The organism is uncultured Cyclobacterium sp., assembly GCF_963977555.1.
In the GTDB taxonomy this organism is placed as follows: domain Bacteria; phylum Bacteroidota; class Bacteroidia; order Cytophagales; family Cyclobacteriaceae; genus Cyclobacterium.
This window is the reverse complement of record NZ_CAXBPD010000026.1, coordinates 43,405-67,772: the sequence shown is the minus strand read 5'-3', so window position 1 is coordinate 67,772 and position 24,368 is coordinate 43,405. Positions and strand designations below refer to the sequence as shown.

At 41.0% G+C, this 24,368-nt stretch carries 16 protein-coding genes; 5 read left to right on the top strand and 11 right to left on the bottom strand.

Annotation, left to right across the window (positions count from 1 at the left end):
- Positions 1–173: 173 nt before the first annotated feature.
- From AAC073_RS23020 to AAC073_RS23000, 5 genes are all read right to left on the bottom strand, one after another.
- Complete coding sequence (locus AAC073_RS23020) at positions 174–296, bottom strand: hypothetical protein (protein WP_339926178.1); 123 nt, start codon at positions 294–296, stop codon at positions 174–176.
- A gap of 177 nt (positions 297–473) precedes the next feature.
- The gene (locus AAC073_RS23015) at positions 474–740 is read right to left on the bottom strand and encodes a hypothetical protein (protein ID WP_339926177.1); all 267 of its coding nucleotides are present in this window, start codon (positions 738–740) and stop codon (positions 474–476) included.
- A 284-nt stretch (positions 741–1,024) separates the two neighbouring features.
- A complete protein-coding gene (locus AAC073_RS23010) occupies positions 1,025–2,047 on the bottom strand; it encodes a BF3164 family lipoprotein (protein WP_339926176.1) in 1,023 nt (340 codons plus the stop codon).
- Positions 2,048–2,159: 112 nt separating this feature from the next.
- Positions 2,160–2,426, bottom strand: coding sequence for a hypothetical protein (locus AAC073_RS23005; protein WP_339926175.1), 267 nt, complete (start codon positions 2,424–2,426; stop codon positions 2,160–2,162).
- A gap of 289 nt (positions 2,427–2,715) precedes the next feature.
- Positions 2,716–3,546, bottom strand: a complete 831-nt coding sequence (locus AAC073_RS23000) for a hypothetical protein (RefSeq protein WP_339926174.1) — start codon at positions 3,544–3,546, stop codon at positions 2,716–2,718.
- Between the two features lie 21 nt (positions 3,547–3,567).
- Between AAC073_RS23000 and AAC073_RS22995 the strand changes: the two genes are divergently transcribed.
- From AAC073_RS22995 to AAC073_RS22975, 5 genes are all read left to right on the top strand, one after another.
- Positions 3,568–4,470: a lysylphosphatidylglycerol synthase transmembrane domain-containing protein gene (locus tag AAC073_RS22995; protein WP_339926173.1), complete on the top strand. Its 903-nt coding sequence runs from the start codon at positions 3,568–3,570 to the stop codon at positions 4,468–4,470.
- A complete protein-coding gene (locus tag AAC073_RS22990) occupies positions 4,467–6,071 on the top strand; it encodes a hypothetical protein (protein WP_339926172.1) in 1,605 nt (534 codons plus the stop codon). Before AAC073_RS22995 ends, AAC073_RS22990 begins: the two co-directional genes overlap by 4 nt.
- A gap of 756 nt (positions 6,072–6,827) precedes the next feature.
- On the top strand, positions 6,828–9,899 hold the full coding sequence (locus AAC073_RS22985; protein ID WP_339926171.1) for a PVC-type heme-binding CxxCH protein: 3,072 nt from the start codon (positions 6,828–6,830) through the stop codon (positions 9,897–9,899).
- A gap of 24 nt (positions 9,900–9,923) precedes the next feature.
- The gene (locus AAC073_RS22980) at positions 9,924–11,333 is read left to right on the top strand and encodes a right-handed parallel beta-helix repeat-containing protein (protein ID WP_339926170.1); all 1,410 of its coding nucleotides are present in this window, start codon (positions 9,924–9,926) and stop codon (positions 11,331–11,333) included.
- 81 nt (positions 11,334–11,414) lie between these two features.
- Complete coding sequence (locus tag AAC073_RS22975) at positions 11,415–13,730, top strand: prolyl oligopeptidase family serine peptidase (protein WP_339926169.1); 2,316 nt, start codon at positions 11,415–11,417, stop codon at positions 13,728–13,730.
- A 903-nt stretch (positions 13,731–14,633) separates the two neighbouring features.
- On the opposite strand, the gene AAC073_RS22970 is transcribed toward AAC073_RS22975, so the two are convergent.
- The 6 genes from AAC073_RS22970 to AAC073_RS22945 form a co-directional block, all read right to left on the bottom strand.
- Positions 14,634–15,152: a DinB family protein gene (locus AAC073_RS22970; protein WP_339926168.1), complete on the bottom strand. Its 519-nt coding sequence runs from the start codon at positions 15,150–15,152 to the stop codon at positions 14,634–14,636.
- Between the two features lie 1,292 nt (positions 15,153–16,444).
- Complete coding sequence (locus AAC073_RS22965) at positions 16,445–18,757, bottom strand: aminotransferase class III-fold pyridoxal phosphate-dependent enzyme (RefSeq protein ID WP_339926167.1); 2,313 nt, start codon at positions 18,755–18,757, stop codon at positions 16,445–16,447.
- Positions 18,758–18,880: 123 nt separating this feature from the next.
- Complete coding sequence (locus tag AAC073_RS22960) at positions 18,881–21,379, bottom strand: sodium:solute symporter (protein WP_339926166.1); 2,499 nt, start codon at positions 21,377–21,379, stop codon at positions 18,881–18,883.
- A 5-nt stretch (positions 21,380–21,384) separates the two neighbouring features.
- Entirely contained in the window at positions 21,385–22,116 is a 732-nt protein-coding gene (locus AAC073_RS22955) for a phytanoyl-CoA dioxygenase family protein (RefSeq protein ID WP_339926165.1), read from the bottom strand.
- Between the two features lie 16 nt (positions 22,117–22,132).
- Positions 22,133–23,062: a 3-hydroxyacyl-CoA dehydrogenase NAD-binding domain-containing protein gene (locus tag AAC073_RS22950; RefSeq protein WP_339926164.1), complete on the bottom strand. Its 930-nt coding sequence runs from the start codon at positions 23,060–23,062 to the stop codon at positions 22,133–22,135.
- Complete coding sequence (locus AAC073_RS22945) at positions 23,052–24,365, bottom strand: aspartate aminotransferase family protein (RefSeq protein WP_339926163.1); 1,314 nt, start codon at positions 24,363–24,365, stop codon at positions 23,052–23,054. The genes AAC073_RS22950 and AAC073_RS22945 overlap by 11 nt, the downstream gene beginning before the upstream one ends.
- Positions 24,366–24,368 lie beyond the last annotated feature (3 nt).

The window sequence follows — 24,368 nt, the reverse complement described above, 5'->3', positions numbered from 1 at the left end:
TTCCTCAACCAGGGAGCGGGTTGAACAGGGTTTTTTCAATTAGCATATGGTCTTCCGGATATACTTTTCTTTTGATAATAAGGAGTAGATGCCATCTACTCCTAGCAAGTGACGGTAAGGTGTCGCTTTCAACAAGGATTGACCTAGCATCAAATTTGTTTAAATTCACATGCTTAATCCGGGATTTTAAAAGCAACAACATTTGGATCCTGATCGATCGTAAGTCCATAGATAATACCATTTTCCTCATCCACGGTGAATTCAGTAAGTGGATAATCTAATGCAAAATTGTTCACGATATTCCCTTGATAATCAAAGCAAATATCCTGTTTAGCTTGTCCGAATCACTTATTTGTCTATCTTTTTTACCTTAAATTAAACTTTTTACTGCAATAAGATTAAATCTTGACCAGAAAAGAAAGTATGGATTTTCACAATCAATACTTCCAATTGCACAATGATTTTTGCTCATTTTAAGGACAGAAATAGGTGTCACTTACTCTTTTGTAATTTTGACATGAGTCTCCGTCGATTTCTGTACAATATACTTGATATGATGTAGGACAACAAATATATTGCCCACTTCCACTCCCCTCAACCGCCTTCTCTATAGCCAGCTGCGTCCCAAAAAACGGTTCTTCCACACCGTTAATACCAAACTGCCAGCCAACCACCAGCAAAAAGGCTACAGCCCCAAAGACTGCCATTCCTTTTTTTGAATTTTTAAGCCACTCCTTCATAGTTTTTTTGAATTTATAGTAAAACATAGATTTAGTAGTATTTAAAATAAAAAACACATTATAATTACACCTATTTTGTTAAAGTTATCAAATATCTTTTTTTAAGAATATTAGGTGTTTTTAGAATGGGGTATGAAATTTCCATAAGGTTTGGTATTAATTAAAATTGTTTGTATCCGTTAGGATATAAAATAATAAATATGAGATACTACACTCGAAGTCTCCTCATATGAGATTTCATTTGCTCAATGATAATATTTTCATATTTTTTTACTTATCAACTACTATTTCTCAAGATTGTAGTCAAAAACCACCACACCGGGTTCTCTATCTGTGGTTATCCCAAAGATTCGTTGGCCCTTTTCGTCTACCGTAAAGGAGCTTATAGGTGTATCCAGCTTCAAAACTGCTTTCACATTTCCTAAATGATCAAAGACAAGCAGATCCGTTTCCCCTCTACCTTGCTCCATGATTTCTTTGTCCGTTTTGCCTGAATATAATCCAAAAATATGCTCTTTACCTAAAAATGCGTCCATGTAAGCCAAGGGATGGTCTGAAGTGACAACAGCACCCGCATCGACTGCTTGAAATTCGGGTATGGAATTTTCAGGCCCGTCGATTCTAATTATCTGCCCGCTTTTCTTGTCCAGGATTTCCAAATGGTCTCTAAATATGCTGGCCTTGATAAATTTGCCAGTTTTAGGATCCCCCATTAGTTTTCCTTGATGAAGATCTGCAATGACATGGTCTTCAAAATTGCCTGGAACCATACCTTTCCACTTCCCATAGCTTTTAAGCCTCGTTCCATCGGTACTGAATTCAACAAACTTGTCCTCACCACGAACCAAAAAAGTCATAAAAGTGCTATCTGAGCTCCATGTGAGGCCCATTGCGAGGTAAAAATCTTCTTTTTGACGAACTTGTGTTAGGGCTTTAGAATCATTTACTTTTTCCAGTTTATATTCCGAAAAAACTTTTCCTTCTAGGCTATATACCCAAAAGGTGTTCTCATTAATCCCACTCTCAATGCTCCAGGCATTGGGCATTTCCCCTGGTCCATAACCCACCGCACCTGTAGAAAAAAGGTATTTAAGACTATTCCCATCTAAAACGTGAACAAAAGTTTCTCCAGGAGCAGCTTCATTTATTAACAATTTACCCCTTTTGTAAAGAAGTCTTTTAGGTATTTTCAATTCCTCAATAAAATATTTTTCACCAATAAGCTTCTCTTCAAGCGACGAAACAGTATTCCAAGAGAAAATCTTCTTATTTGGATTATCTTTTTTTGGATTGCAAGCATTGAACAAAATTACTAATAAAAAAAATAGATATTTATGGAAACAAATTAATTTTAGTCGTAATAAAAAGTATCGGCGATATTCGCCGATACTTTTTATTAAATATTTCTTTTTGTTTAACTTAGGAACAGGTATATACATCGTTTTTTCTTTTGTAATTGTGGCAGGCATCTCCATCCATATCAGTACAATAAGATTCATATCTTGTGGCACAACAAACCCACTGTCCACTACCACTCCCCTCAACTGCCTTTTCCAAAGCCACTTCCTTTTCTGAAAAAGGTGCTTCCGTACTACCCATTCCAAACTGCCAGCCGGCGACTAGCATAAAAGCTACTGCGCCAAAAGCCGCCATTAATTTCTTTGAATTTTTCAACCATTTTTTCATGTTAATCTGGGTTTATATAAAACATTAATTAAACGGCAGTTAAATTGAAAAAAAAAATGATAGTTGCAACTATTTTATTAAATATAACAAAGTAAAACCTAAAATAATCTTTGTTTAAGCACATAAGATAACTTTAGGTTTGAAGAATGAGCTACTTTTGCTAAAAATCCGGAAATTAGTTAGCTGGCTGTTACTGAAGTCCTTTGTGTCAGATGTGTTTGTGGTCCTGAGACCAGCTTATCAAAGCTGAAGAATTTTCTGGTAAACCTTAAAATTGCCAGGTTTCTAATTATCTGCTGTTTTGGGTAAAGCGTTTTAACCAATCGGTTTCACTTTTCGGAGGATGCTGTTGTAAGGTTTGTAACGTTTTATGTATACTTCCCATACCAAATTTTTTGTACCTTTCCCACCAAAGCATGGACCAGAATTGAGTCGGCTTCGGAAAATGCTTCTTCCTGAGATTTTCTAAATCATGGTGATTATGATTCCACGCTTCGCTCATTTTACGCCATTGCTCTTTTTTATCTTCCATATATTTTTGATAGGGTTTATTGTTTATGGGAGCAGCATTGAGTTTAAGTTCGCTTAATAACATATCCCTTAGGAAAACAGCAAATCCGGTACGGATTTCATCCATTTCTTTCAATTTAACATCGGAAGCCTCATAAAACCAAAAGTTTCTTCCCAACTCGTAAAAAAACAGGTGGTCATATACTCCATCTTTTACGAACTGATCGTAAATCCGCTCAAATTTCTCCTCAGTTATCTCTATGCCCTTCCTGCCCAGCCTTCCACAACCTGATCCACAGGTGGAAGGTACTATTGCTAATGGTAGTTTATCCATTCCCATTGGAGATGGGTCTGGTTCTCTCCCAGATACCTCTGAAGCCAGTTCGTAAGCTCGATCATATACAATAAGCAGTGCTGCTAAAGTATCAGCATTATAATTGCTTTTTGGTAAAAGCAGTAGAATATGTTCACTATTTTGATAGGACAAGTTAAGGTTGCCTCCTTTAAATTGTGGGTATTGAATATAATCAGAACTGCAACTTTGGGACATTGTCAATAATAAAATGAAGATAAGCTGTAGTTCTTTACTAATTTTGTTGGATTTTAACATTTTTATTATTTAGTTAACCATGTGAATAAACCCAAAAAGAAAGATATAATCAAATGGTGCTTAAAATTTCTGCTCTCTGGAATTGCCCTTTATTTTGTCTTTCGTATGGTAGATCCTACATCCATTTTTCAAGCTTTCTTTTCCGCCCACCAGGGTTACTTGCTTTTAGCGCTTTTAGCATTTAATGGATCCAAAATTGTTGCTGCGTTTCGACTCAACCGTTTCTATAAAGTAATAGGTGTTTACCTAACCAATCGCTACAATCTTGTACTTTATTATATTGGCATGTTTTATAACCTGTTTTTACCTGGGAGTGTTGGAGGAGACGCCTACAAGGTGTTTTTACTTCAAGATCAAGAAAGGGGGCGAACAAAACCCCTAATATTGTCTACACTACTTGATCGGGTAAGTGGACTGACAATGCTTGCCCTGCTTACCTTTGGACTAATTTTGCTAAGAGAAGATTTGCCTGAGATACCCTATTTAAAACCCCTTGCCTTGTCAGGGCTTCTTTTGATCCTTCCTACCTATTGGTTACTGAAAAGAATCGCCTTTAAGCAATTTATGCCTGTTTTTTGGCCCACCATATTTCTTTCCTTTTGGGTACAAATAGGTCAACTGATCTGTGCTTATTTTATCCTAATGGCACTGGGCATTCAGGGAGGCTATTTGGATTACCTGATCCTGTTTATGGTTTCTTCGGTGGTGGCAGTCTTGCCTTTTACCATTGGAGGTGTAGGTGCCAGAGAATTGGTTTTTCTTTACGGGTACCATTTTTTGGTAATTGAAGAAAGTCTGGCGGTGGCTTTTACCTTTCTCTTCTTCTCTACCTTGGTAGTTTCATCATTGCCGGGATTGGCTTTCTCTTTTAGTTCTTTTCCTGCTCCGGAAGGAGCACCTCTCTCTCAAATCAAGAAATCATGAACAATTGGATAAAGTATATTTTTCTGGCCTACCTACTATTTGGTACAATACTGGTGGGAGACTATGGCCTCAGCATGGATGAGCCTGTGCAGCGAAAACATGGCATTGTGGCCTTTGAGTATGTCAATGAGCTCATTGGATTTTATCCAGACCTACCAAATCTTACCGTAGAACACCTTCCAAACTATGACCACCGGGACTACGGCATGCTTTTTCAAATGGTGGCCTATGGCCTAGAGTTAGCCTTGGGCATTGACAACACCCGGGATATATTCAGGCTAAGGCACCTTATGGTTTTTGTGCTTTTCTGGGCAGCCGCATGGGTGTTTTATGGTATCCTTTATCGAAGGTTTAAGTCTGTTCCATTGGCTTTAGCCGGGGTGCTAATGCTCGTCCTAAGTCCGCGGATTTTTGGGAACAGCATGTACAATCCCAAGGATATCCCATTGCTTTGCTGGTTTGTTTTTGCTTTTTATACCCATACTCGTTTTATGGACAAAAAGGATAAGTATGGGCCGGTGTTACATGGTCTGGCTTGTGCCTTGGCTATTGGAAGTAGGGTTGTGGGTGTTGTATGGCCATTAATATCCTTAGGATACCTCTTATGCCATGTGATATTCCAGAGAAGTTCCAAAACAGAATTAATGTTACACATCAAAAGAACCACTTTTTATCTGCTGTTCCTCCTGGCTTTTACCTTTATCCTCTGGCCGGTTTTATGGGAAGAACCGATAGGAGGCTTTATACATTCTTTCAACAGCATGAAACAGTTCCGCTGGTACGCTGAATTGCTTTACCTTGGCGAAATGGTTCAATCTACTGAGTTGCCCTGGCACTACATTCCCGTTTTGATAAGTGTCACCACTCCTTTGGCGATCCTGTCGGTTATTTGCTCAGGATTGTTGGTCATGTTTCGAAAGGCATGGACATACAAGCTAAAATTATTTACAAATGCCACGTTAGGCCAGGACACGGTAGCTTTGGGAGCGGCATTAATACCTCTGTTGGCGGTGATTTTGTTCGGATCGGTATTGTACAATGGGTGGAGACACCTCTATTTTATTTATCCTTTTTTGGTCTATTTAGGTGTATTAGGTATCGATGCGCTAATAAATGTATACAGGCGAAAACGTTCTAACTTAATTGTTAAGATCTTTGCTGTAGGATTATTGGGCTTGGCGACTTGGGACATAGGAAATACTGTTTATTTCCTTATTAGATACCATCCTCACCAAAGTGTATACTTTAACTTTCTAGCAGGTGATGTGGAAAAGAACTTTGAAAGGGACTATTACGGAATGTCATACAAGGAAGGTTTATCTAAGTTATTGGAACGCTATCCTGATAAAATTCTTAAGATTTACAGTCTGGATTTTATTGGTAGGATCAATACGATGGTCTTTCCAAAACATGAAGCCGAAAGACTGGTATTTGTGGATTCTATCGAAGAGGCAGAATTTTTTATGACCTTATTTACTTTCCGTTCCCGGCAGGAGTACCAGAAATACAATCAAAATGAATATCCATATAATCAACCGATTGATTTTGCTGTAAAGGTTAAGGATTATCGAACACTGCAGGTTTATCGACTAGAACAGTAAGAAAATTTGATTTAACTATTGAATTTTGACACTAGAATAGAGCGATTATTTTTTTATTCAATTAATGGGGCTATTTAATTTTGTCTCGAATAATTATTATAAATTCTTTGGGAATGCTAAAGTTGTTTTTGTGTCTATATTGTTTGCAATTACATCAATAGGGGGAGTAAGGTGTAACATATGGTTTGTGAGTAATTGTTCTTGGTTGAGTTGATCAAGTGCCCCATGTAATACTCCCTATCAATCCAAAGTTTCAACCTTTCAAGCTATTTTATGGAAGATTATTGTAAGCTGTAGGTATGCAATTATAAGTCGTAGGAACAGAAATTTAACCTGAGAAAACGCATTTGTAAGGTGCGAAAACCAAAATGTATCGGGCATTTTTCTTATAGCTATGATGATTGCCCCAAGCTTATTTTCGCATCAGTTTCAACCCCATAGAATTTGATACCTTCATGACATAAAAGCTGTATGGTAACCTGATTTTGGCTAAGGTTTTAGTCCAGACCGTTCATCAAATTTAGCAAGGCCCAAACCGATCTAAAATCGTCTATTGTAGGTCTTTTGTTTAAATATGATTAATTTAAATGCTGTTTAATTCATTCCAGATTAGATAAGAAAATCCCAGTTCTTTTAAGGAAGAAATTACATTATGTGATAAAAAAGCAATTGCAAATATCGGGTTCAATACAATTTTAAAATATAACAATAGCACATACAGGTCCATTGGGTCATGTGGCACAATTTTAATCTACTATGCTTATAAAACAATTAAGGGTATCCATTTGGTTTTTGCTGCCCCTGCTTATTTTCGCTTGTAAGAAAGAGTCAGAATTAGGAATCAAGGACCTTGCGGCCAATGAAGACGTGGCCAATTTTATGGAAAATTACAAGGGAAGAGGTGTATTGACCGATAGCCTTGCAACCCCTACGGCTCCTGAAGATGTGCTAAAGGATTTCACTATTCCAGAGGATTTGTCTTTGGAATTGGTGCTTTCAGAGCCTGAAATTGCCCAGCCCATACAGGTTAGTTTTGACCATAAGGGTAGAATGTGGGTGGTGCAATACCAGCAGTATCCATATCCGAAAGGTTTGAAAATTACGGCCATTGACAACCATACCCGGGTGAAGTTTGATAAAAAATTGGACCCACCACCGGCAGGAGCCAAAGGAGCAGATAGGATTACCTTTTTTGAAGATACAGATGGGGATGGCAAATACGATAAAAGTACGGATGCCATTTCGGGTTTAAATATTACCACAGGCGTAGCCCTGGGAAGGAAGAAAATATGGGTGCTTAGTCCTCCTTTTTTATTAGCCTATGCGGATGAGAATGAAGATGGTTTGCCCGATGGTGAACCTGAAGTGCATTTGGAAGGGTTTGGTTTGGAGGATACCCATGCGGTTGCCAATAGCCTACGATGGGGGCCTGATGGCTGGTTATACGGTGCTCAGGGAAGTACCACCACCGCCAATATCAACTCAAAAGTTTCTAAAAATGTGGCCTTCCTTGGCCAAGCAATCTGGCGTTACCATCCAGAGACCAATGTTTTTGAGCTTTTCTCCGAAGGAGGGGGAAACAATGCCTTTAATGTGGAATTCGACCGGAAAGGCAGGATATTTTCCGGTACCAATGGTTATGATAGAGGTCCTTACTACAAGCAAGGCGCCTACTATATCAAAAGCTGGGGCAAACATGGGCCCTTAACCAATCCTTATGCCTTTGGCTACCTGCCCAATATGCCTTTAGAAGGAGAGAGGAAAAGATTTACCCATTCATTGATCAAATATGAGGGGGCTGCCTTGCCAGCCCATTACAACGACCTGATGTTTGCGATCAATCCCTTGCATAATTTCATTCAGCTGACGGCATTTACAGAGAAGGGTTCTTCTTTTGAAAATGTGGACAAGGAAATCGTTTTGTCCACCACGGACAAATGGTTTAGACCTGTGGATATCAAATTAGGGCCTGATGGAGGAATTTATATTGCTGACTGGTACGATAGTAGGTTGTCCCATGTGGATCCAAGAGATACTTGGCACAAGACCAGTGGAAGAATCTACAGGCTAGGACCTAAAAATGAGGACAAGCCCATGCAATCCTTTGATATTAGTACTTATTCCAATGAGGAATTGGTGCAATTGCTTTCCCATGAAAACAAATGGTTCCGTCAGGAAGCCTTGAGACAGTTTGGCGACCGGAAAGATCCAAGTAGTCTTCCTTTATTGGTCAAATTACTACAGACAGGAAATGAACAAGAAGTATTGGAAGCCCTTTGGGCCATCAACCTTACAGCGGGCATCAACGATGAAATCGGCAAAATGGGACTGAATCACAAGGATCCTTTTGTAAGGATGTGGACGGTAAGGCTACTTGGTGACAAGCAAACAGTTAGCCAAGCCATGTTCCAGGAACTTCATAAGCTTGTAGCAAAGGAGACCCATCCAGAAGTGAGGTCACAACTGATGGCTTCGGCCAAAAGACTGCCTTCCAAACAGACTTTTTCACTCATAGAAAACTTGCTGAACAACCATGAGGATAGCGAGGATCCGGACATTCCATTGTTGACATGGTGGGCATTGGAAGAAAAAGCAACCTCGGATAGAGAAGGGGTATTGGCCATGATGGCCGATGATAAAATATGGCAACATCTAATTATGGAAAAAGTATTGCTGGGCAGATTAATGCAGCGATACATCATGGAAGGTGGTGAGGAAAACTTTGCCATGGCTACTAAATTATTGGAAGAAGCTCCTTCATCCAAACATGTTAAGATACTGATTGAAGGACTACAAGAAGGTTTATTGGGAAGAGAGATGGTAACCCTTCCGGATAATTTGCTGAAAATATTAGAGAAAAACAACAAGGAATTGGGCGACTCTCCGCTTACCCTGGCCTTAAGGCGCAGGGAAGAAAAAGCTTTGGCAGAAGCATTGAAGATCATCAAAGATCCTAATGCGGAAATCGGATTAAGGTTGTCTTATATTCAGATCTTGGGAGAGATCAACCAGGATAAAGTGGTTCCTGACCTTTTGAACCTGGTAAAAAATGGCCAATCTTCTGCCATCATCAAGCAAACAGCGCTTCATGCATTGCAATCCTACAACCAAAAGGAAATTGGTGAACAATTGTCAAAAGCTTATCCGGGATTCAGAGATAACGTCTATGTGAGGGAAGCTGCAATTGCTTTGTTCGCCAGTAGAAAGGAATGGGCAATGGACTTTTTCAATGAAATCGAACAGCCCAAAACCATAAGCCCGGATGATGTAGAGTATCACCTTGCCAGACGGTTCAGTTTACTGCAAGATGAGGAAATCAATACACGAGCAGACAGAATATGGCCGAACAGTAAATTGTTGACTTCAGAAGAAAAGACCAAAAGAATCAATGCCTACGGAACGTTGATTGGTACTGGTGAGCAGAATGTAAAGAAAGGGCGAACACTCTTTTTGAGTAATTGTGGCTCTTGTCACCAACTGAATGGAGAGGGTGGAATATCTGGTCCAGAGCTTACTGGCTATGACCGGTCCAATCCAGATTACCTGCTATTGCATATAGTTGATCCAAATGCAGACATCAGAGAAGGCTATGAAGTTCAAAGGATTGTGACCACTGATGGACGTATTCTCGAAGGAAGGCTAAAAACGCAAAGCGGCGGAACGATTACCATTGATCCACCACTAGGGGGTAAATCTACCGTTTTGTCTCAGGAAAGAATTGCAGCTATGGAAGTACAGCAAACGACCTATATGCCAGAGCGCATATTGGAACCCCTTTCAGACGAGGAAGTAAGTGACCTTTTTGCCTATCTGATGCAGGTTAAATAATTGTAAACCCAATACTATTTTAAAATGATAAATTCCGGTAAAAGGAGAAAGTTTTTGGCGGTAGCAGCTGCGACATTGGCCTCATTTGGTGGGGCACAGCAGTTGTTTGGAAAGTCTACAGTTGACCTTTCTTCTAACTTAAACGGTGAGGGAAGTAACGTAAAGGACTTCGGTGCCAAAGGAGATGGCAAAACAGATGACACAGCAGCGATTCAAAAAGCCGTTGCCACAAGTGGGAATCGTTTGTTTTTTCCCAAAGGACATTACAAGATTTCTAAAACCATTTTAATTGACCTGGCAAAAATGGGATATGCCAGCATTTGGGGGAATGGCGATGCACAGGTGATTATGGCAGGTGCCGGCCCTGCATTTAAAATCGTAGGCACTCATTTTGGCTCAGCAGATCCGGATAAATTTGATGAAAAGGTTTGGTCTTCAGAGCGAATGCCTTTAGTGGAAGGCCTCTCTATAGAAGGGCAGCACAAAGCGGCTGTTGGCATTGAAGCCATAGGCACCATGCAGTTGACCATCACCAGGGTTCAGATTAGACATACCCTGCATGCCATTCACCTGAAAGAAAACAATAGGAATTTAATTATTGCGGATTGTCACCTTTACGAAAACCATGGCATTGGCGTCTTTTATGATGGGGTCAATTTGCATCAATCAAATATTACGGGAAGTCATATCAGTTATAACCAGGAAGGTGGGATTGTCACCAAAGGGGGCAATATCAGAAATATTCACATCACAGGCTGTGACATAGAAAGCAATATGGGTTCAGACAAAGCCCCAACTGCCAATGTGTTGATTGATTGCTCAGGTAGTGCCGTTGGAACCGCAGAAGTAGCCATTACAGGTTGTACCATTCAGCACAACCGCAATGCGCTCAATTCAGCAAATATTCGAATCATTGGTAAAGATCAATCAGGAATTGGCAGTGAAAAAGAGCGCTGGGGAAATGTAACCATCACAGGAAATGTGTTGAGTGATGTGATGGTAAACATTGACTTGCAATATTGCAGGGGAGTGGTGGTTACCGGAAATACCATTTGGCAAGGTTATGATTACGGCTTATTGATGGAGGGTTGTAGCAATGTAGTGCTTGGGTCAAATCTGTTCGATGCCAATGCCAATTATCCCTCCGGTACGCTTCCTTCCAATAAGTTATTGGTCACAAATTGCGAAGATTGTACCTTCACAGGGGTGCAGGTTTATGGTTCCAAGGATAGCCCGGGGCTGGTAGTACGTGATTCAAGACGTATAAATATTGGGAATTGCAGCCTACTGAGTTGTGAAAAGGTTGGCCTCTTGTTGGACAATGTTACAGATAGCAAGGTTTCGGGATGCATGATTACCGCCTTAAACCCAAATAATTATTCCTTTGAACCCATTCAAACCATTGGTGGACATGGGAATAAAATAACGGATTAACCTTACAGGTTTAAACAAAATCAAATGATGCATGTGATTTGCTTTTCAAAGAGTAGGATTTGGCTTGTTATTTTATTCCTGATGACAGGAATCCTTGGGAAAAGTTTGGGCCAAACTGAACATGAATTCCCTTTTCAGGCGCATTTGTTGGACGAGAAATTTGACTTGCCCAATACCATGATGAAGGGAGTAGGGGCATTTTTGGACCTGGCCCTTCATGAAAGCAAGGCAACAAGAAATGATTTTTGGCAAAGGGATTTTACGAGTCCTGCAGGTTTTAATCAATCAATAGCCTCCCAAAGGCAAGAATTGCAGCAGATTTTGGGACTGATAGACGAGAGATCTGCTCCATTTATTAGCTACCAGGAAAGTGGAGCACTTGAACCCTATACTTACGGAAATGAAAAATACACCATCTCTGCGGTAAAGTGGCGGGTATTTGATGGGGTATTTGGCGATTTTTATGCCGAAGGTTTGTTGATCAGCCCCAAAGGGGAGATCAAAGCCAGGGTGGTCTATGTTCCGGATGCAGGCACAACCCCTGAGGTAGTTGCGGGTATGACAGGAGAAGGTGAGCCAGGTTTTGGCAGGGCTGCACATATGGCTATTAATGGGGTTGAGGTGTTGGTTCCTGTTTTACTTAATCGAAAAGATACTTTTTCAGGGAGTTCTATACAAGGAAAATTCACCAATCAAACCCATAGAGAGTACATTTACAGACAAGGCTTTATTCTGGGCAGGCATGTGATAGGCTATGAATTGCAAAAAGTATTGGCAGCCGTAGACTGGTTCCAAGCAAAAAATGAGCGGATAGGGAAACCTCTGAAAATTGGTGTGGCCGGCCATGGAGAAGGAGGGATGCTGTCCCTTTATGCAGCGGCCTTGGATTCTAGGATTTCTGTTTCATTGGTAAGTGGTTATTTTGACCAAAGAGAAGACATATGGAAAGAACCAATTTATAGAAATGTCTTTGGCTTATTGAAGAAATTTGGGGATGCAGAACTGGCGGTTATGAGCTGGCCACAGAAATTAAACCTCGATTATTCTTTGTATCCTGAAGCTTCAGGACCACCTGCACCATCAGCCGGAAGAAATGGCGCTGCGCCGGGGGTATTACAAACCCCTGAACTTTCTTCGGTGAAGGCAGAATGGCAAAGGGCAGAAGCAATGCTTCCCAAAGGCAAGAGCAACCTTCGTTTTCATGAGGGAAGTAATTCAGCAAATAGAAGGCAATCCGATAAAGCCCTAGAAACATTCCTGAAAGATTTGGGGGTAGATGCTGAATTAAAAGGAATTGCTACTTCTAAAGTAAACAGTAGTTTACCCGATCATTGGGTGAATGTTGAGGACAGGCAGGAAAGGGCTGTTCGAGCTATGGAAAACCATATGCAGCAACTTATCCCTGCTTCTGAGACCATCCGAGACAATACTTTTTGGCAGACACTTGACACCAATTCGGGAGATTTGAAAGCCATAAAATCAGCCCATAGAGCTAGGTTATGGGAAGAATTGGGAAAGTTGCCCGACCCAAATGTGCCAAACAATACCGAAGCGAGATTCTATGCAGAAACAGAAAGTTGGACAGCCTATGAAGTGAAACTGGATGTTTGGGAAGGGGTTTATGCCTGGGGAATTTTACTGGTACCCAAAGGAAAAGACCTAACAATGCCTTTGCCGGCGGTGGTTACCCAGCATGGTTTAGAAGGTTTACCCAAAGATGTTTTGACCAAAGATAAAACAGAAAGGGCTTATAAAGCTTATAAAGGATTTGCTTCAGACTTGGCAGATCGGGGATATGTTGTATTTGCACCACACAATTTATATTGGGGACTAGATAATTTCAGGGTTTTGCAGAGAAAAGCCAACCCATTGGGATTGTCTCTTTACTCCATCATTACCGCTCAACACCAGCGAATTGTGGATTGGTTGGGGCAGCAGGATTTTGTGGATGCGGAGAAAATCGGGTTTTATGGCCTGTCCTATGGAGGTAAAACAGCCATGAGGGTTCCGGCTCTGGTTGAAGGTTATGCGCTGTCAATTTGTTCAGGCGACTTTAACGAATGGGTGAGGAAAGTAGCAAGCACAGATCATGAGGCTTTCAATAGTTATCCTTTTACCGGAGAGTATGAGATCCCGGAGTGGAACTTGGCGAATACCTTTAATTATGCTGAAATGGCGACATTAATCGCTCCCAGACCATTTATGGTGGAAAGGGGCCATAAGGATGCCGTTGGAACAGACAAATGGGTAGCCTATGAATATGCCAAAGTCAGAAGGCATTATGCAAATATTCAAAAGGAAGATTTTACCACCATCGCTTATTTTAATGATGGACATACCATTAATGGTATTGAGAGTTTCGCCTTTTTGGATAAGTTTTTAAAGAATGCTAAATGAGTTTGAATTGTAGGTCATCTAGTGACGAAACCAATCAACCGGACCCTGAGCGGAGTCGAAGGGGTAGGTATTGCGTACTCGTAACCCTAAGGCTTCGGCTCCGCTCAGCCACCGGGTATTGAGTTCACTCAACCGTTAGGTATAGACACCGCTCAGCCACTGGGTAAATAGTTTGTTCTAGAAAAGTTTACAATTCACATAAAAAATCCCCCTTGGTCCCTCCGCCGCGGCGGAGGGATTCTTTGCTTTCAGGAATGATAGTGTCTTTACTAACTTTACAATTAAGTCAGCCCGTTTCAAAGGAACAATTCAGTATTAAATTTCCATTTCCGCAAGTCCCCCTTGACAAGTGGGTTGGGGGATTTGTATAGGTATGTCATTGTTTATCAATATGTTAATTCCTCAAGAGGTCATCCCCTTACCGGTTCCTGAGCGGAGTCGAAGGAGTAGGTATTACGTACACGTAACCCTAAGGCTTCGGCTCCGCTCAGCCGCCGGGGAACTACAATAGATTTACAGATTACGTCACAATCCCCCTTTGTCCCCCTTTACAGAAGGGGGATTTTGTGCTTTCAGGAATGATAGTGTCGTAACTGATTTACATTAATTCAGCCGGTATCAACTACAGCCATTCAGCAATAAAATACCTTATGCCGCAAATCCCCCTTGAAGGGGGGAGAGCCTGTCCCGATCAAAATCGGGAGGGATTTCTAGGTGTATATCAATGTTAATCAGTGTATTAATTTTTTCAAAAGGTTAATTCGTTACCGGTTCCTGAGCGGAGTCGAAGGAGTAGGTTTTACGCATGCGTTACCCTAAGGCTTCGGCTCCGCTCAGCCACCGGGTATTGGCTCCGCTCACAGCCACCGGGTATTGGCTCCCCTCAGCCACCGGGTAGAGAAATTAAATCCCCCTATAACCCGGAGGATCAATTCCTTGAGCCCTGATATAGGCGATAGCTGCTCCTCTATGGTGAATAGTATGGTCATCCAGCAATACTACCATTTGTCTACGGGTAATTTTCCCGGCAAAAGAATCTATTTTTTCGGATAATTGTGCCTCAGAGAGAGAAGCAATGGTCTTTTTACCATAGTCATAAGCCTTATTGATAAATTCTTTCATCTCTGCTTTGGTTTGCGGTTTTGCAGAAGGATCAAAATCCATTTCACCACCTAGCAAAAATCCCTTTGAGATATTGGCTGTGGCAGCTCCGATATGGGTGATTTGCTCCCTGAAGGACATGGCAGATTCATGGAGTTTTTCGTCTAACTTTTCGTCAGGCATTTTATCAATGGCTTCAAGGGTAAAAGCTTTGCTATTTTCCCATTTGGCCAGAAACTCTTCCATGGTAGTTTGGGCATGGCTACTCGCCATACCAACAAGAAGAAAAAGAGCGGTCAGTAGATTGTTTGTTTTTTTCATTGTTTTTGGGTTTGGATAGGATCTAAAGTTCGGGAATTATTTTTGAATTTCTATGGAGTGACCTACTATCACAAGGTTATACTTTAGAATATTTACGTCAAAAATCCCCCTTTGACCCCCTTTTGAAAGAGGGATTTTGTGCTTTCAGGTTTGACGATTATGATAATACGTTTAAATTTAGTCAGCCCATTTCGATGTCACCAATTCAGCAATAAAATACCTTTTTCCGCAAGTCCCCCTTGACAAGTAGGTAGAGCCTATTCCTACCAAAGTCGGGAGGGGTTTGTATGATTATATCATTGTTTTTCAGAATAATGTGTTTTTTTTCACGAAGCCAATCCCCGTTACCGGACCCTGAGCGGAGTCGAAGGGGTAGGTATTACGTACACGTAACCCTAAGGCTTCGGCTCCGCTCAGCCGCCGGGTATTGAGTTCACTCAGATGTCGGGTTTATGGGTTGATTTAAGACCTACTGAAGAATTAAAATTTACGTAATAAATCCCTCTTAGTCTCCCTTTAAGGGTAGATTTTGTACTTTCAGGATTGACGGTTTCGTTACTAACTTTACAATGAATCAGCCAGTTTAAAGCTACCAATTCAGCAATAAATTCTAATTTTTGAAAATCCTCATTAATCAATAAGCGAGTAGGATCTTAGCGGGTATATTACTTTATTTCAGTAACGTATGTATTTTTCAAAAAGTGAGCTCTGCTAACCGGACCCTGAGCGGAGTCGAAGGGGTAGGTATTACGTACACGTAACCCTAAGGCTTCGGCTCCGCTCAGCCGCCGGGTATTGAGTTCACTCAGATGTCGGGTTTATGGGTTGATTTAAGACCTACTGAAGAATTAAAATTTACGTAATAAATCCCTCTTAGTCTCCCTTTAAGGGTAGATTTTGTACTTTCAGGATTGACGGTTTCGTTACTAACTTTACAATGAATCAGCCAGTTTAAAGCTACCAATTCAGCAATAAATTCTAATTTTTGAAAATCCTCATTAATCAATAAGCGAGTAGGATCTTAGCGGGTATATTACTTTATTTCAGTAACGTATGTATTTTTCAAAAAGTGAGCTCTGCTAACCGGACCCTGAGCGGAGTCGAAGGGGTAGGTATTACGTACACGTAACCCTAAGGCTTCGGCTCCGCTCAGCCACCGGGTATTGAGTTCATTCAGCCGTCGGCTCCGCTCAGCCACTGGGTATTGAGTTCATTCAGCCGTCGGCTCCGCTCAGCCGCCGAGTATTGAATTTTCCCTGCAAGGTCCAAAGGGAGTTGTTGTGAAAATACCCTTACAACAACCTTGAAAAGCCACTAAGGGCCTTTTCTTTGGTCCATTTTTCAAAGTTGTTTTCTTTGATGACTTGGCTTAAAAAGCCAAAGGTTTCAGTCAGGGCATGATGGTAAAGGTCAATGATTTTTTCATTGTGCGCAAGCGTAGGATAAAAAGAAGTGCCTGCAAGAAAGCCTTTGGAAAGCATCTGTTGGGTGAAGATGGTTCTTAATATTTCACTTTCAGGATGGTCGAAACTAAAGTTTGTCAAAGCGGGGAACCCTTTGACTTGTAGGGGAAGGTTTTCATTTGTAGCAACAGTTTGTAAGATACCTTGAACTTGTTGGCCTGAATTCTCGATGGCCTTTTGGATATCTTGTTTCTCCATTTCAGCAATGGTTGCCAATGCGGCCACCGGACCCAAACTCTCTGTCCAATAGGTACTACTGATAAAAGAATGATTGGCACCTTCCATGGCAGCTTTCGTTCCAATTACAGCTCCTATGGGATAGCCATTTCCTAAACCTTTGGCAAAAACAGCCATGTCGGGTTCAATGCCATACTTCAAATGCATGCCTCCAAAATGCAATCGCCAACCCACAGTAATCTCGTCCATGATCAGCAAGATTCCATGTTTCTTGGTGATGGACCTGATGGCTTCCAAAAAGCCTGGTGTCGGATTCTCATACCGGCAGGGCTCCATAATTACTGCTGCCAAATCAGGTTGTTGTTCAATGATTTCCTGAAAGGCCTCCAGGTCATTGAATTTGAATGGGAAACTGGTGTTTCTCAGCGCATCAGGAACACCTTCGGGATTTAGTCCGGGTAATAAATGGCCTTTGAGCGCATCACTTTCTCCTAGATTTGCTGCCAGGTACCAATCCTGCCAGCCATGATAACCACACAGGGCTATTTTATCTTTCCCTGTAGTGGCTCTTGCGATTCTTACGGCTACTGCACAAGCCTCCCCACCACCTCTGACAAACCTGGCTTGTTCTGCCCAGGGATGAATCTCACAGAGTTTGTCCGCCAATGCTACCTCCTCAGGAGGATTGAGCGAACACATATTGCCAAGCTGCACTTTTTTTATGATGGCTTTATTAATTTCAGGGTGTGCATAACCCAAAATACAAGCACCCACGGCATTGGTGGAAAAGTCATAAAAGTGCTTCCCATCCAAATCCCAAATCTCAGCTCCTGAAGCCTTCTTAAAATAGGGAGGCCAATGATTGGGAGCCATGTTTTCGGGTCTTTTACTGAGTAATTGCGTGCCTCCGGGGATTGTTGTTTTCGCGTGTTTGTAATAGCTTTGATTGCTTGGCCTAGTGCCTTTATTTAAATCCAATAGTTGCAAGGCATTTTCCCAAAAAATCAAATCTAAATCCGATTTATCCAGTCCAAAATTATCGGCAGCTTGCTTCAAGGCGTTGAGAGATTCCAAGCCTACTAAAGTGGGCTTTCCCCAAGCCTGATCCCAATTGCAATTGTTTTCATCCAGCCAGATAAAGCCATTCCCTATGCTTACACATTTTCCTCGAATATGTGAGACCGGAAAGTCAGTACCGAACATTAACTTTTCTGGGCCGAAATATTTTAATATGGGCAATATTGCCTGCATTTCACAGATCCCTGACATGTCAAACCATATGTTTGGAATGCTGTTCAGGAATTTTGCTCCTTCTGCATGCAAGGCATGAAAACTTCTACCACAGTGTGCTAATATTAGTTTTACTCTTGGGTATTTCAGGCATAGCCTTCTTATGTCTTCACAGTTTTGAGGATCAAGTAAGGCCTTGTCCTTCATGATATGCAGCATGATTACTGCTCCGTGTTCATGTGCCGTAGCCCAGATAGGTTCGGGTAAAAAACCTGTTATGCCCGATTGAGAAGTTGGCGTTTCGGTACTATACACATGATAAGGTTTAAATCCTACCACTTTGGCATGTGAAAGTCCCAACTCCAATTCTTTTTGGGAGGTTCCTGGTTTCACCAGCATCATTCCTCTGGACAAGGTAGCCTTTTCAAGTTCATCGAACAAGAATTGATTGGCAGCGGATAAATTAACCTTTGGCAATGGTGCAGGGAAAAACAAACCACCCTGTAAGGAGGTTTTTGGGAACATTAGTTGGGTGTAATCTTCCCACTGTTTATGACCTGCTATCTCCGGCCCGCTGTTCCAAAAACTGTTTTCAGGAGCATTTAAGTCTGCTTTTCTATACCAATGGGCATGAATGTCATAGCATTTCTCTGGCACAAATGAGGCCAGTACATCAATGGCAGTGCGGTCTTCAGGTCGTAATTGCCAGGGTTTGGTCTCTTTTTCGAGCATCATAAAAGAGTTTTCATATTATGAACTTATGCCTACTTAGAAGCTTTTTATTGATCGTGGAGATAATTAAATGAAATTATTTGCAATTATCATCTAATATTGGGAAGTCACCAGAATTTACCAATCCTATTTATCTATTATCTTTTCACTCCTTTTTTGCATGGTCTCCTGATTCCCTACAATTTTATGGTCAATATAACTGAACACAACACCTGCTGCAATTCCTGAGAAAAGGGAAGCAGGTGTTATGAAGAGTACTTCTATGTCCATAAATTTGAAAAAGGCCACAGCTATGGCCATTGCAATACTTATCAGTCCTCCAATTAATACCCCTCTTGCTGTAGCAAATGGAATGAAAAGGGCCATAAAAAACAATACAAAAAGTGGGGAAACAAAAAGGTTTACCACTTTGACAACAACATCATACAAATTGCCTTCCACTCGGCTAATCAGTAGGCTTAAGGCAAGGGTAAAGATGCCAACAAATAAAGAAAGAATTCTAATCCTCTTGAGTTGGTCAACTTTTTCAGGTTTTGAATTTTTTGAGAACCTTTTGAAAAGATCTTCTGAGATGACAGAGGAGGTTGCACTTAATCCAGAGGACAAGCTAGACATGGCTGCAGCAAGAATTCCGGCAGCCACTAAGCCGGAAATACCTATGGGTAGACCTACAAGTATGAACTTTGGAAATAAAATGTCAGCATGGGTGGACACCGACTCTTCGGCAGCAAGGAATTGCGGATTGTCCAGAAAATAAGCCAGCACTGCAAGGCCAACAAGCCCCAAAAGGAATTGAGCTACAAAGGAGGTGATTAATGAGACGGCAAAGGTTTTTCTTGCTGTTTGAATATTTTCCGTAGCGAGAAAACGCTGAATGGACATTTGGTCAGATCCCGATGAAGCCACATACCAAATAACTGTCATTAATAAGGCGTTCCCTATGCTTAAACGTTCCCTGGCATCGATGGCCCATGTATATTCTCCCCAGTGATCCAGCCATTGTGTGGGTATCCATGAAGTAGCTGATCCAAAATAAACACTTATCAAAACAATGGTTAGCAAGGCCCCTCCCAGCAAAACGCAAGATTGAATCACATCTGTAAATACTACAGCCTTCAAACCACCCATGGTAGTATAAATAATGGTTACTCCTATTAAAATTATACTTATCCAAAGTATGTTTGAGGTAGTGTCTTCAAAGCCAAAAATTGAGATAATTGCAGTATTTACGGTGATGAAAATAATGGTGCCCATCCAAAGAAACCGTAATGATAAAAACAGAAAAGTAGCCAGTAATCGAATGCTTACCCCCAGGTTAATCTCCAAAATCTCATAGGCAGAGGTTACTTTTAATTTCATAAAACGTGGTATTAGAAACCACCCAACGATATAGTATATTAAAGGAAAAGCCAAAACACCTGAAAAAATCACAGGTCCGTATTTGATCATCTCTCCAGGGTAAGAGAGGTAGCTCAAGGAACTTAGTAAAGTAGCAAAAAGCGATAAACCTACAGCTATAGGATTCATCTTGCCACCACCTAATAAAAAATCCTTTTCATTTTTATTTTTCTTAGAGAAGAGGTATCCAATTACCATCATTCCAAGCATATAGATCAGAACGATCGCCCAATCTATAGTGGACAATTGGTGGGTTGTTTGCTCCATGTGAAGCAAAGCAAAAGCTGCAGTTGCCATCACATCGGCATTTGAGGCTTTGGTTTCAGCATTAATCTCAGTACCTAATGGATTGTCGTTGCGTAGGTACTCTTGCAATATGGATTGATGAGACCAATCCCCCATATGTGCGATCGTTAATGCCAGTGCCATTTTATCGCCTTTATTATCGGACTGCTGTAGAGCAAATATTAAATCTTCAATTTTTTTATAAGCATCAGATTTTTGATGTTCAGGTCCAGCCCCATAGTAAGCGGCTGTAAGCAAGTGTACCTTAGCAATAGAATTCTCTGGCTCAGCCAATGCCATGGAAGCGATAGAATTCCATTTTTCTTCCGGAATATTTCCTTCCATTTTTAATGCATAGGCTGCTTGAAGTCTTGGAATCTCCTCTTCAATACCAGACATCAAGGCTGCTAACATTGGGTTGTTAGTTTTTTCTTGTCCCTGCATACTGGCCCAAAGGGTGTACACCCATAGACTCCCTTTTTCGCCTCGAAGGATTTTGTCAGTGGTCGCCTTTGCCAGAGAGCTAACAGGGACTCCTAGTTTGGCTAAGGTTTCTGCTGCATGAATTCGATCCATTGCTTCAGGGTCCTTGAAAACCGCTATGATCTTATCGATGTATAGCTTTCTTTCATCCTCTGAAGGAGCAGATTTGGCCAATACTCTCCAGATGCCAATTCTATAGGGAGCTTGATTTTCATACAGAGCAAGTTCTTTTAAAAACGTATCATACACACCCCCAGGCAGTCCTACTTGTAATTTATACTCTGCAGCATGAACTTTCACCCATTGTTCTTCCTCCTGCATCACCTTGTCCAGCACCTCATAAGAAAGATTTTTATCCTCTTCTGAGAGCATATTGTTTTTTTCTCCACAAGAAAAGAGGACAATCGAAGTGATTAAAAAGAAGCTTAAAGAAGCAATTTTTCTAAAGGAGTAAAGCATTGGTTTTATTTATTTAAGGCGGCTATGTAGGCTTTTTTGGCAACGAGGTCTTCTTTGGCGGATTCTCCAAAATAAATTAGTCCCAAGGCTTTTCTACTTCTATTTATACTGGTGTTTGCTGCTGCTCTATGGATGGTAAGGGCATGGTGAACCAATACATCTCCAGGATTCGTTGCTATAAACTCCTCATTTTCTAGATCCGAAGGTGTTCCAAAATCAACGATTTCCTGAGAAAAACCTATGGTGCCAGATTTTCCGTGGGCTCTTATCCCATTTAAATGAGAGCCTTTAACATAGCTCACCCATCCATTTTCATTGTCTACCTTTTCCAAAGCAATCCAAAAGGTAACTGCCGACATTGGTGTCAACATAAAATAGTACCCGTCTTGATGTGGGGGAGTTGCCTTGCCGATCTTGGCTGGTTTGTTAAAGAATTCCACTGTTTTACCCACCACAGGTTCTCCTAGCAGTTCTTCAGCTAAGGCAGAGAATTTACTGTTAGAGAGGATCTTTTCAAAAAATGGATCATAAATTTGAAGATCTTGGATCATTTTTAAACCCTGCTTGTTTTCAGCGTCTTCGAATTTGTAATGTTTCGATGGGATTTCATGTAACCTATCAGCTACAATTTCATTTAATTTACCCTGAATACTATGAATTTCGGAGCTGCTTAAAAATTCTGAAAAATTCAGGTAGCCCTCTTTATTGAATTGCTCAATACAATATGATCCTTTCATAAGCTTGTTTTTTACCTTATGGATTGGCCTGTTGTGGGTTATTCTCACTTATAAATGGATACCTTTCCATAAGCATTTTTATTTTTTCATTGAATTTTAAAAATTCTTCCTCAAATGTTTCAGCTTCTTTTCTTGTATAAGAATAGAAGCCCTCACGATTTGCCATGCCCAATTTCCCTTCACTTATCTTCGAGGCCATAAGTTTTGAGGGTACTTTTTCTCGTGAAAGTTCCGGGTTCAGGTCTTTCATCACCACACCATAAATGAATGTTCCCATTAAATCCATGTACCTAAAATTACCAGCAAATGGCAAATAATAGCCTGGATCGTTTCTACATGCTCTATCGATATCTATGGGTTCAGCATAACCATTGTCGATTAAATAAAAAGACTCTCTAGCCATGGCAGCCAATAATCTACTTCTTATCCCTTTGCCATTTTTTAACAAATAGGGATCTTTTCCCCAACTTTCCTTTGCCAACTGCATTAGTGCAGTTACCGGTTCAGTCTTCGTTTGGCTGTTGGTAATCACTTCAAGGAAAAAGGTATGGTGAGCAGGATACACCCAATTGAGTACCATCAGGGCCTCAGGGTTTGGAAATCCTTCTTGTAAATCCTCCAAAGAGTAGCTTTCCGAATTAATAGCTATTAGGGTATCGGGGGAAACATTTTGAGCTATTTTTCCCAAAAGTTCCTTTTTCAGACTGATATTTTCAGAGGTGTTTGCAATTATTAAGTCTGCAGTCTTTAGGGTTGACCAATTCTGATTTACATGAATCAACGGATGCGTATCGAATGCAGTTGATAAGGCTGTTTTGGTTGGTTTATTTCCGATAAGATAAACCTTATGTCCGGAATTGCCCAGGCATAAGGCAATTCCGGAAAGGTCTTTTCCTTCACCCACCAAACAGATTTGAGTTTCTGAAGGGGTCATTCTATTTTTCATTCATCTGTGTCAGCACTTTTTCCACACTTTTCAGTGCATGTAGAATGTCCTCTTCAGTATGAATGGCAGAAAGGTACCAAAGGCCTCTACCAATTACACGGACACCATCATTGTGCAAGCCAGCAATAAATTGACCCAGCTTGGCCTTGTCTAATCTTAGTACATCTCTGAATTCGTTTAGTTCATGGCCATCCGAAAATCCAGTATGGATGATAGGACCTACTCCAGAGACAATCATGTTGTGCCCCGTCTTATTAGCCAGCTCCTTTAAACCCTTACGAAGTTGATCACCAAGTTCAAACATTTTGGCATATGGATTTTCCCTTTCTAGGAAAGAGACTGTGGCCATAGCCGCTGCTACCGTTGGGTTCGCAGTATTCATGGTCCCTGCATGGATTACTCTCGCTGAAGAGATCTCTTCCATCCATTCTTTCTTACCTACAATGGCACTGATAGGATACCCACTACCAATTGCTTTGGCAAAAATGGACATGTCTGGTGTAATGCCGAAATAAGTCTGAGCACCTCTAAGACCAATTCTAAAGCCAGTAATTACTTCATCGAAAATCAGGGCAATGTTGTACTCGTCACATAAATCCCTTAGGCCTTGTAGGTAACCTTCATTGGGAAGAATACAACCATTATTGCACATGATAGGCTCTGTAATAATTGCCGCTATTTCATGGTGACTTTCAGCCAATTTAGCTTTTACCAATTCGAGATCGTTCCAAGGAAGTAAATGGAATTCATCAATTGAGTTAGGTGGTAAGCCTTGGCTCCAAGGGTTAGGACTAGGAACAGCTCTAGGTCCTAAAGCTTCTGGAGATGGTGTAGAAATGCCAAAGCAAACATTGTCTAGCCAACCGTGGTAATGTCCTTCAAATCTTAAGAATTTGCTTTTACCTGTTTTTGACCTTGCTACCCTAAAAGCCGTTTGAACTGCTTCTGATCCGTCCAAACAGAAACGCATCATTTCTGCCGAAGGTATTAACTCCTGTAGTTTCTCTGCCAACTCAAGCTCCATAATGTGTTGACCGGCAAACAATTGCCCTTTGGTTGAATAATCATGGACAGCTTTTAAAACCTCCGGGTGCGAATGTCCTAAAATCAATGGACCTTGACTTAAAGTAAAATCTCTGTATTCATTTCCATCCACATCGTAAATGCGGCTACCACTTCCATGACTATAAAATAAAGCATGAGGATGGTTGTATTTTCTAAATTCAGACGATACTCCTCCTGCTAACACATTTTTTGCTCTAGCAAGTAGGTCTGCGGATTTTTGGTACTTTTCGTTATTCATATT

Bases quoted from the DNA above. Each gene is read 5' to 3' on its own strand.
- AAC073_RS22950 (WP_339926164.1), bottom strand. From the start codon at position 23,062: ATGAAAAATAGAATGACCCCTTCAGAAACTCAAATCTGTTTGGTGGGT.
- AAC073_RS23005 (WP_339926175.1), bottom strand. From the start codon at position 2,426: ATGAAAAAATGGTTGAAAAATTCAAAGAAATTAATGGCGGCTTTTGGC.
- AAC073_RS22975 (WP_339926169.1), top strand. From the start codon at position 11,415: ATGACAGGAATCCTTGGGAAAAGTTTGGGCCAAACTGAACATGAATTC.
- AAC073_RS22965 (WP_339926167.1), bottom strand. From the start codon at position 18,757: ATGATGCTCGAAAAAGAGACCAAACCCTGGCAATTACGACCTGAAGAC.
- AAC073_RS23015 (WP_339926177.1), bottom strand. From the start codon at position 740: ATGAAGGAGTGGCTTAAAAATTCAAAAAAAGGAATGGCAGTCTTTGGG.
- AAC073_RS22980 (WP_339926170.1), top strand. From the start codon at position 9,924: ATGATAAATTCCGGTAAAAGGAGAAAGTTTTTGGCGGTAGCAGCTGCG.
- AAC073_RS22955 (WP_339926165.1), bottom strand. From the start codon at position 22,116: ATGAAAGGATCATATTGTATTGAGCAATTCAATAAAGAGGGCTACCTG.
- AAC073_RS23000 (WP_339926174.1), bottom strand. From the start codon at position 3,546: ATGTTAAAATCCAACAAAATTAGTAAAGAACTACAGCTTATCTTCATT.
- AAC073_RS22985 (WP_339926171.1), top strand. From the start codon at position 6,828: ATGCTTATAAAACAATTAAGGGTATCCATTTGGTTTTTGCTGCCCCTG.
- AAC073_RS22990 (WP_339926172.1), top strand. From the start codon at position 4,467: ATGAACAATTGGATAAAGTATATTTTTCTGGCCTACCTACTATTTGGT.
- AAC073_RS22945 (WP_339926163.1), bottom strand. From the start codon at position 24,365: ATGAATAACGAAAAGTACCAAAAATCCGCAGACCTACTTGCTAGAGCA.
- AAC073_RS22970 (WP_339926168.1), bottom strand. From the start codon at position 15,152: ATGAAAAAAACAAACAATCTACTGACCGCTCTTTTTCTTCTTGTTGGT.
- AAC073_RS22960 (WP_339926166.1), bottom strand. From the start codon at position 21,379: ATGCTTTACTCCTTTAGAAAAATTGCTTCTTTAAGCTTCTTTTTAATC.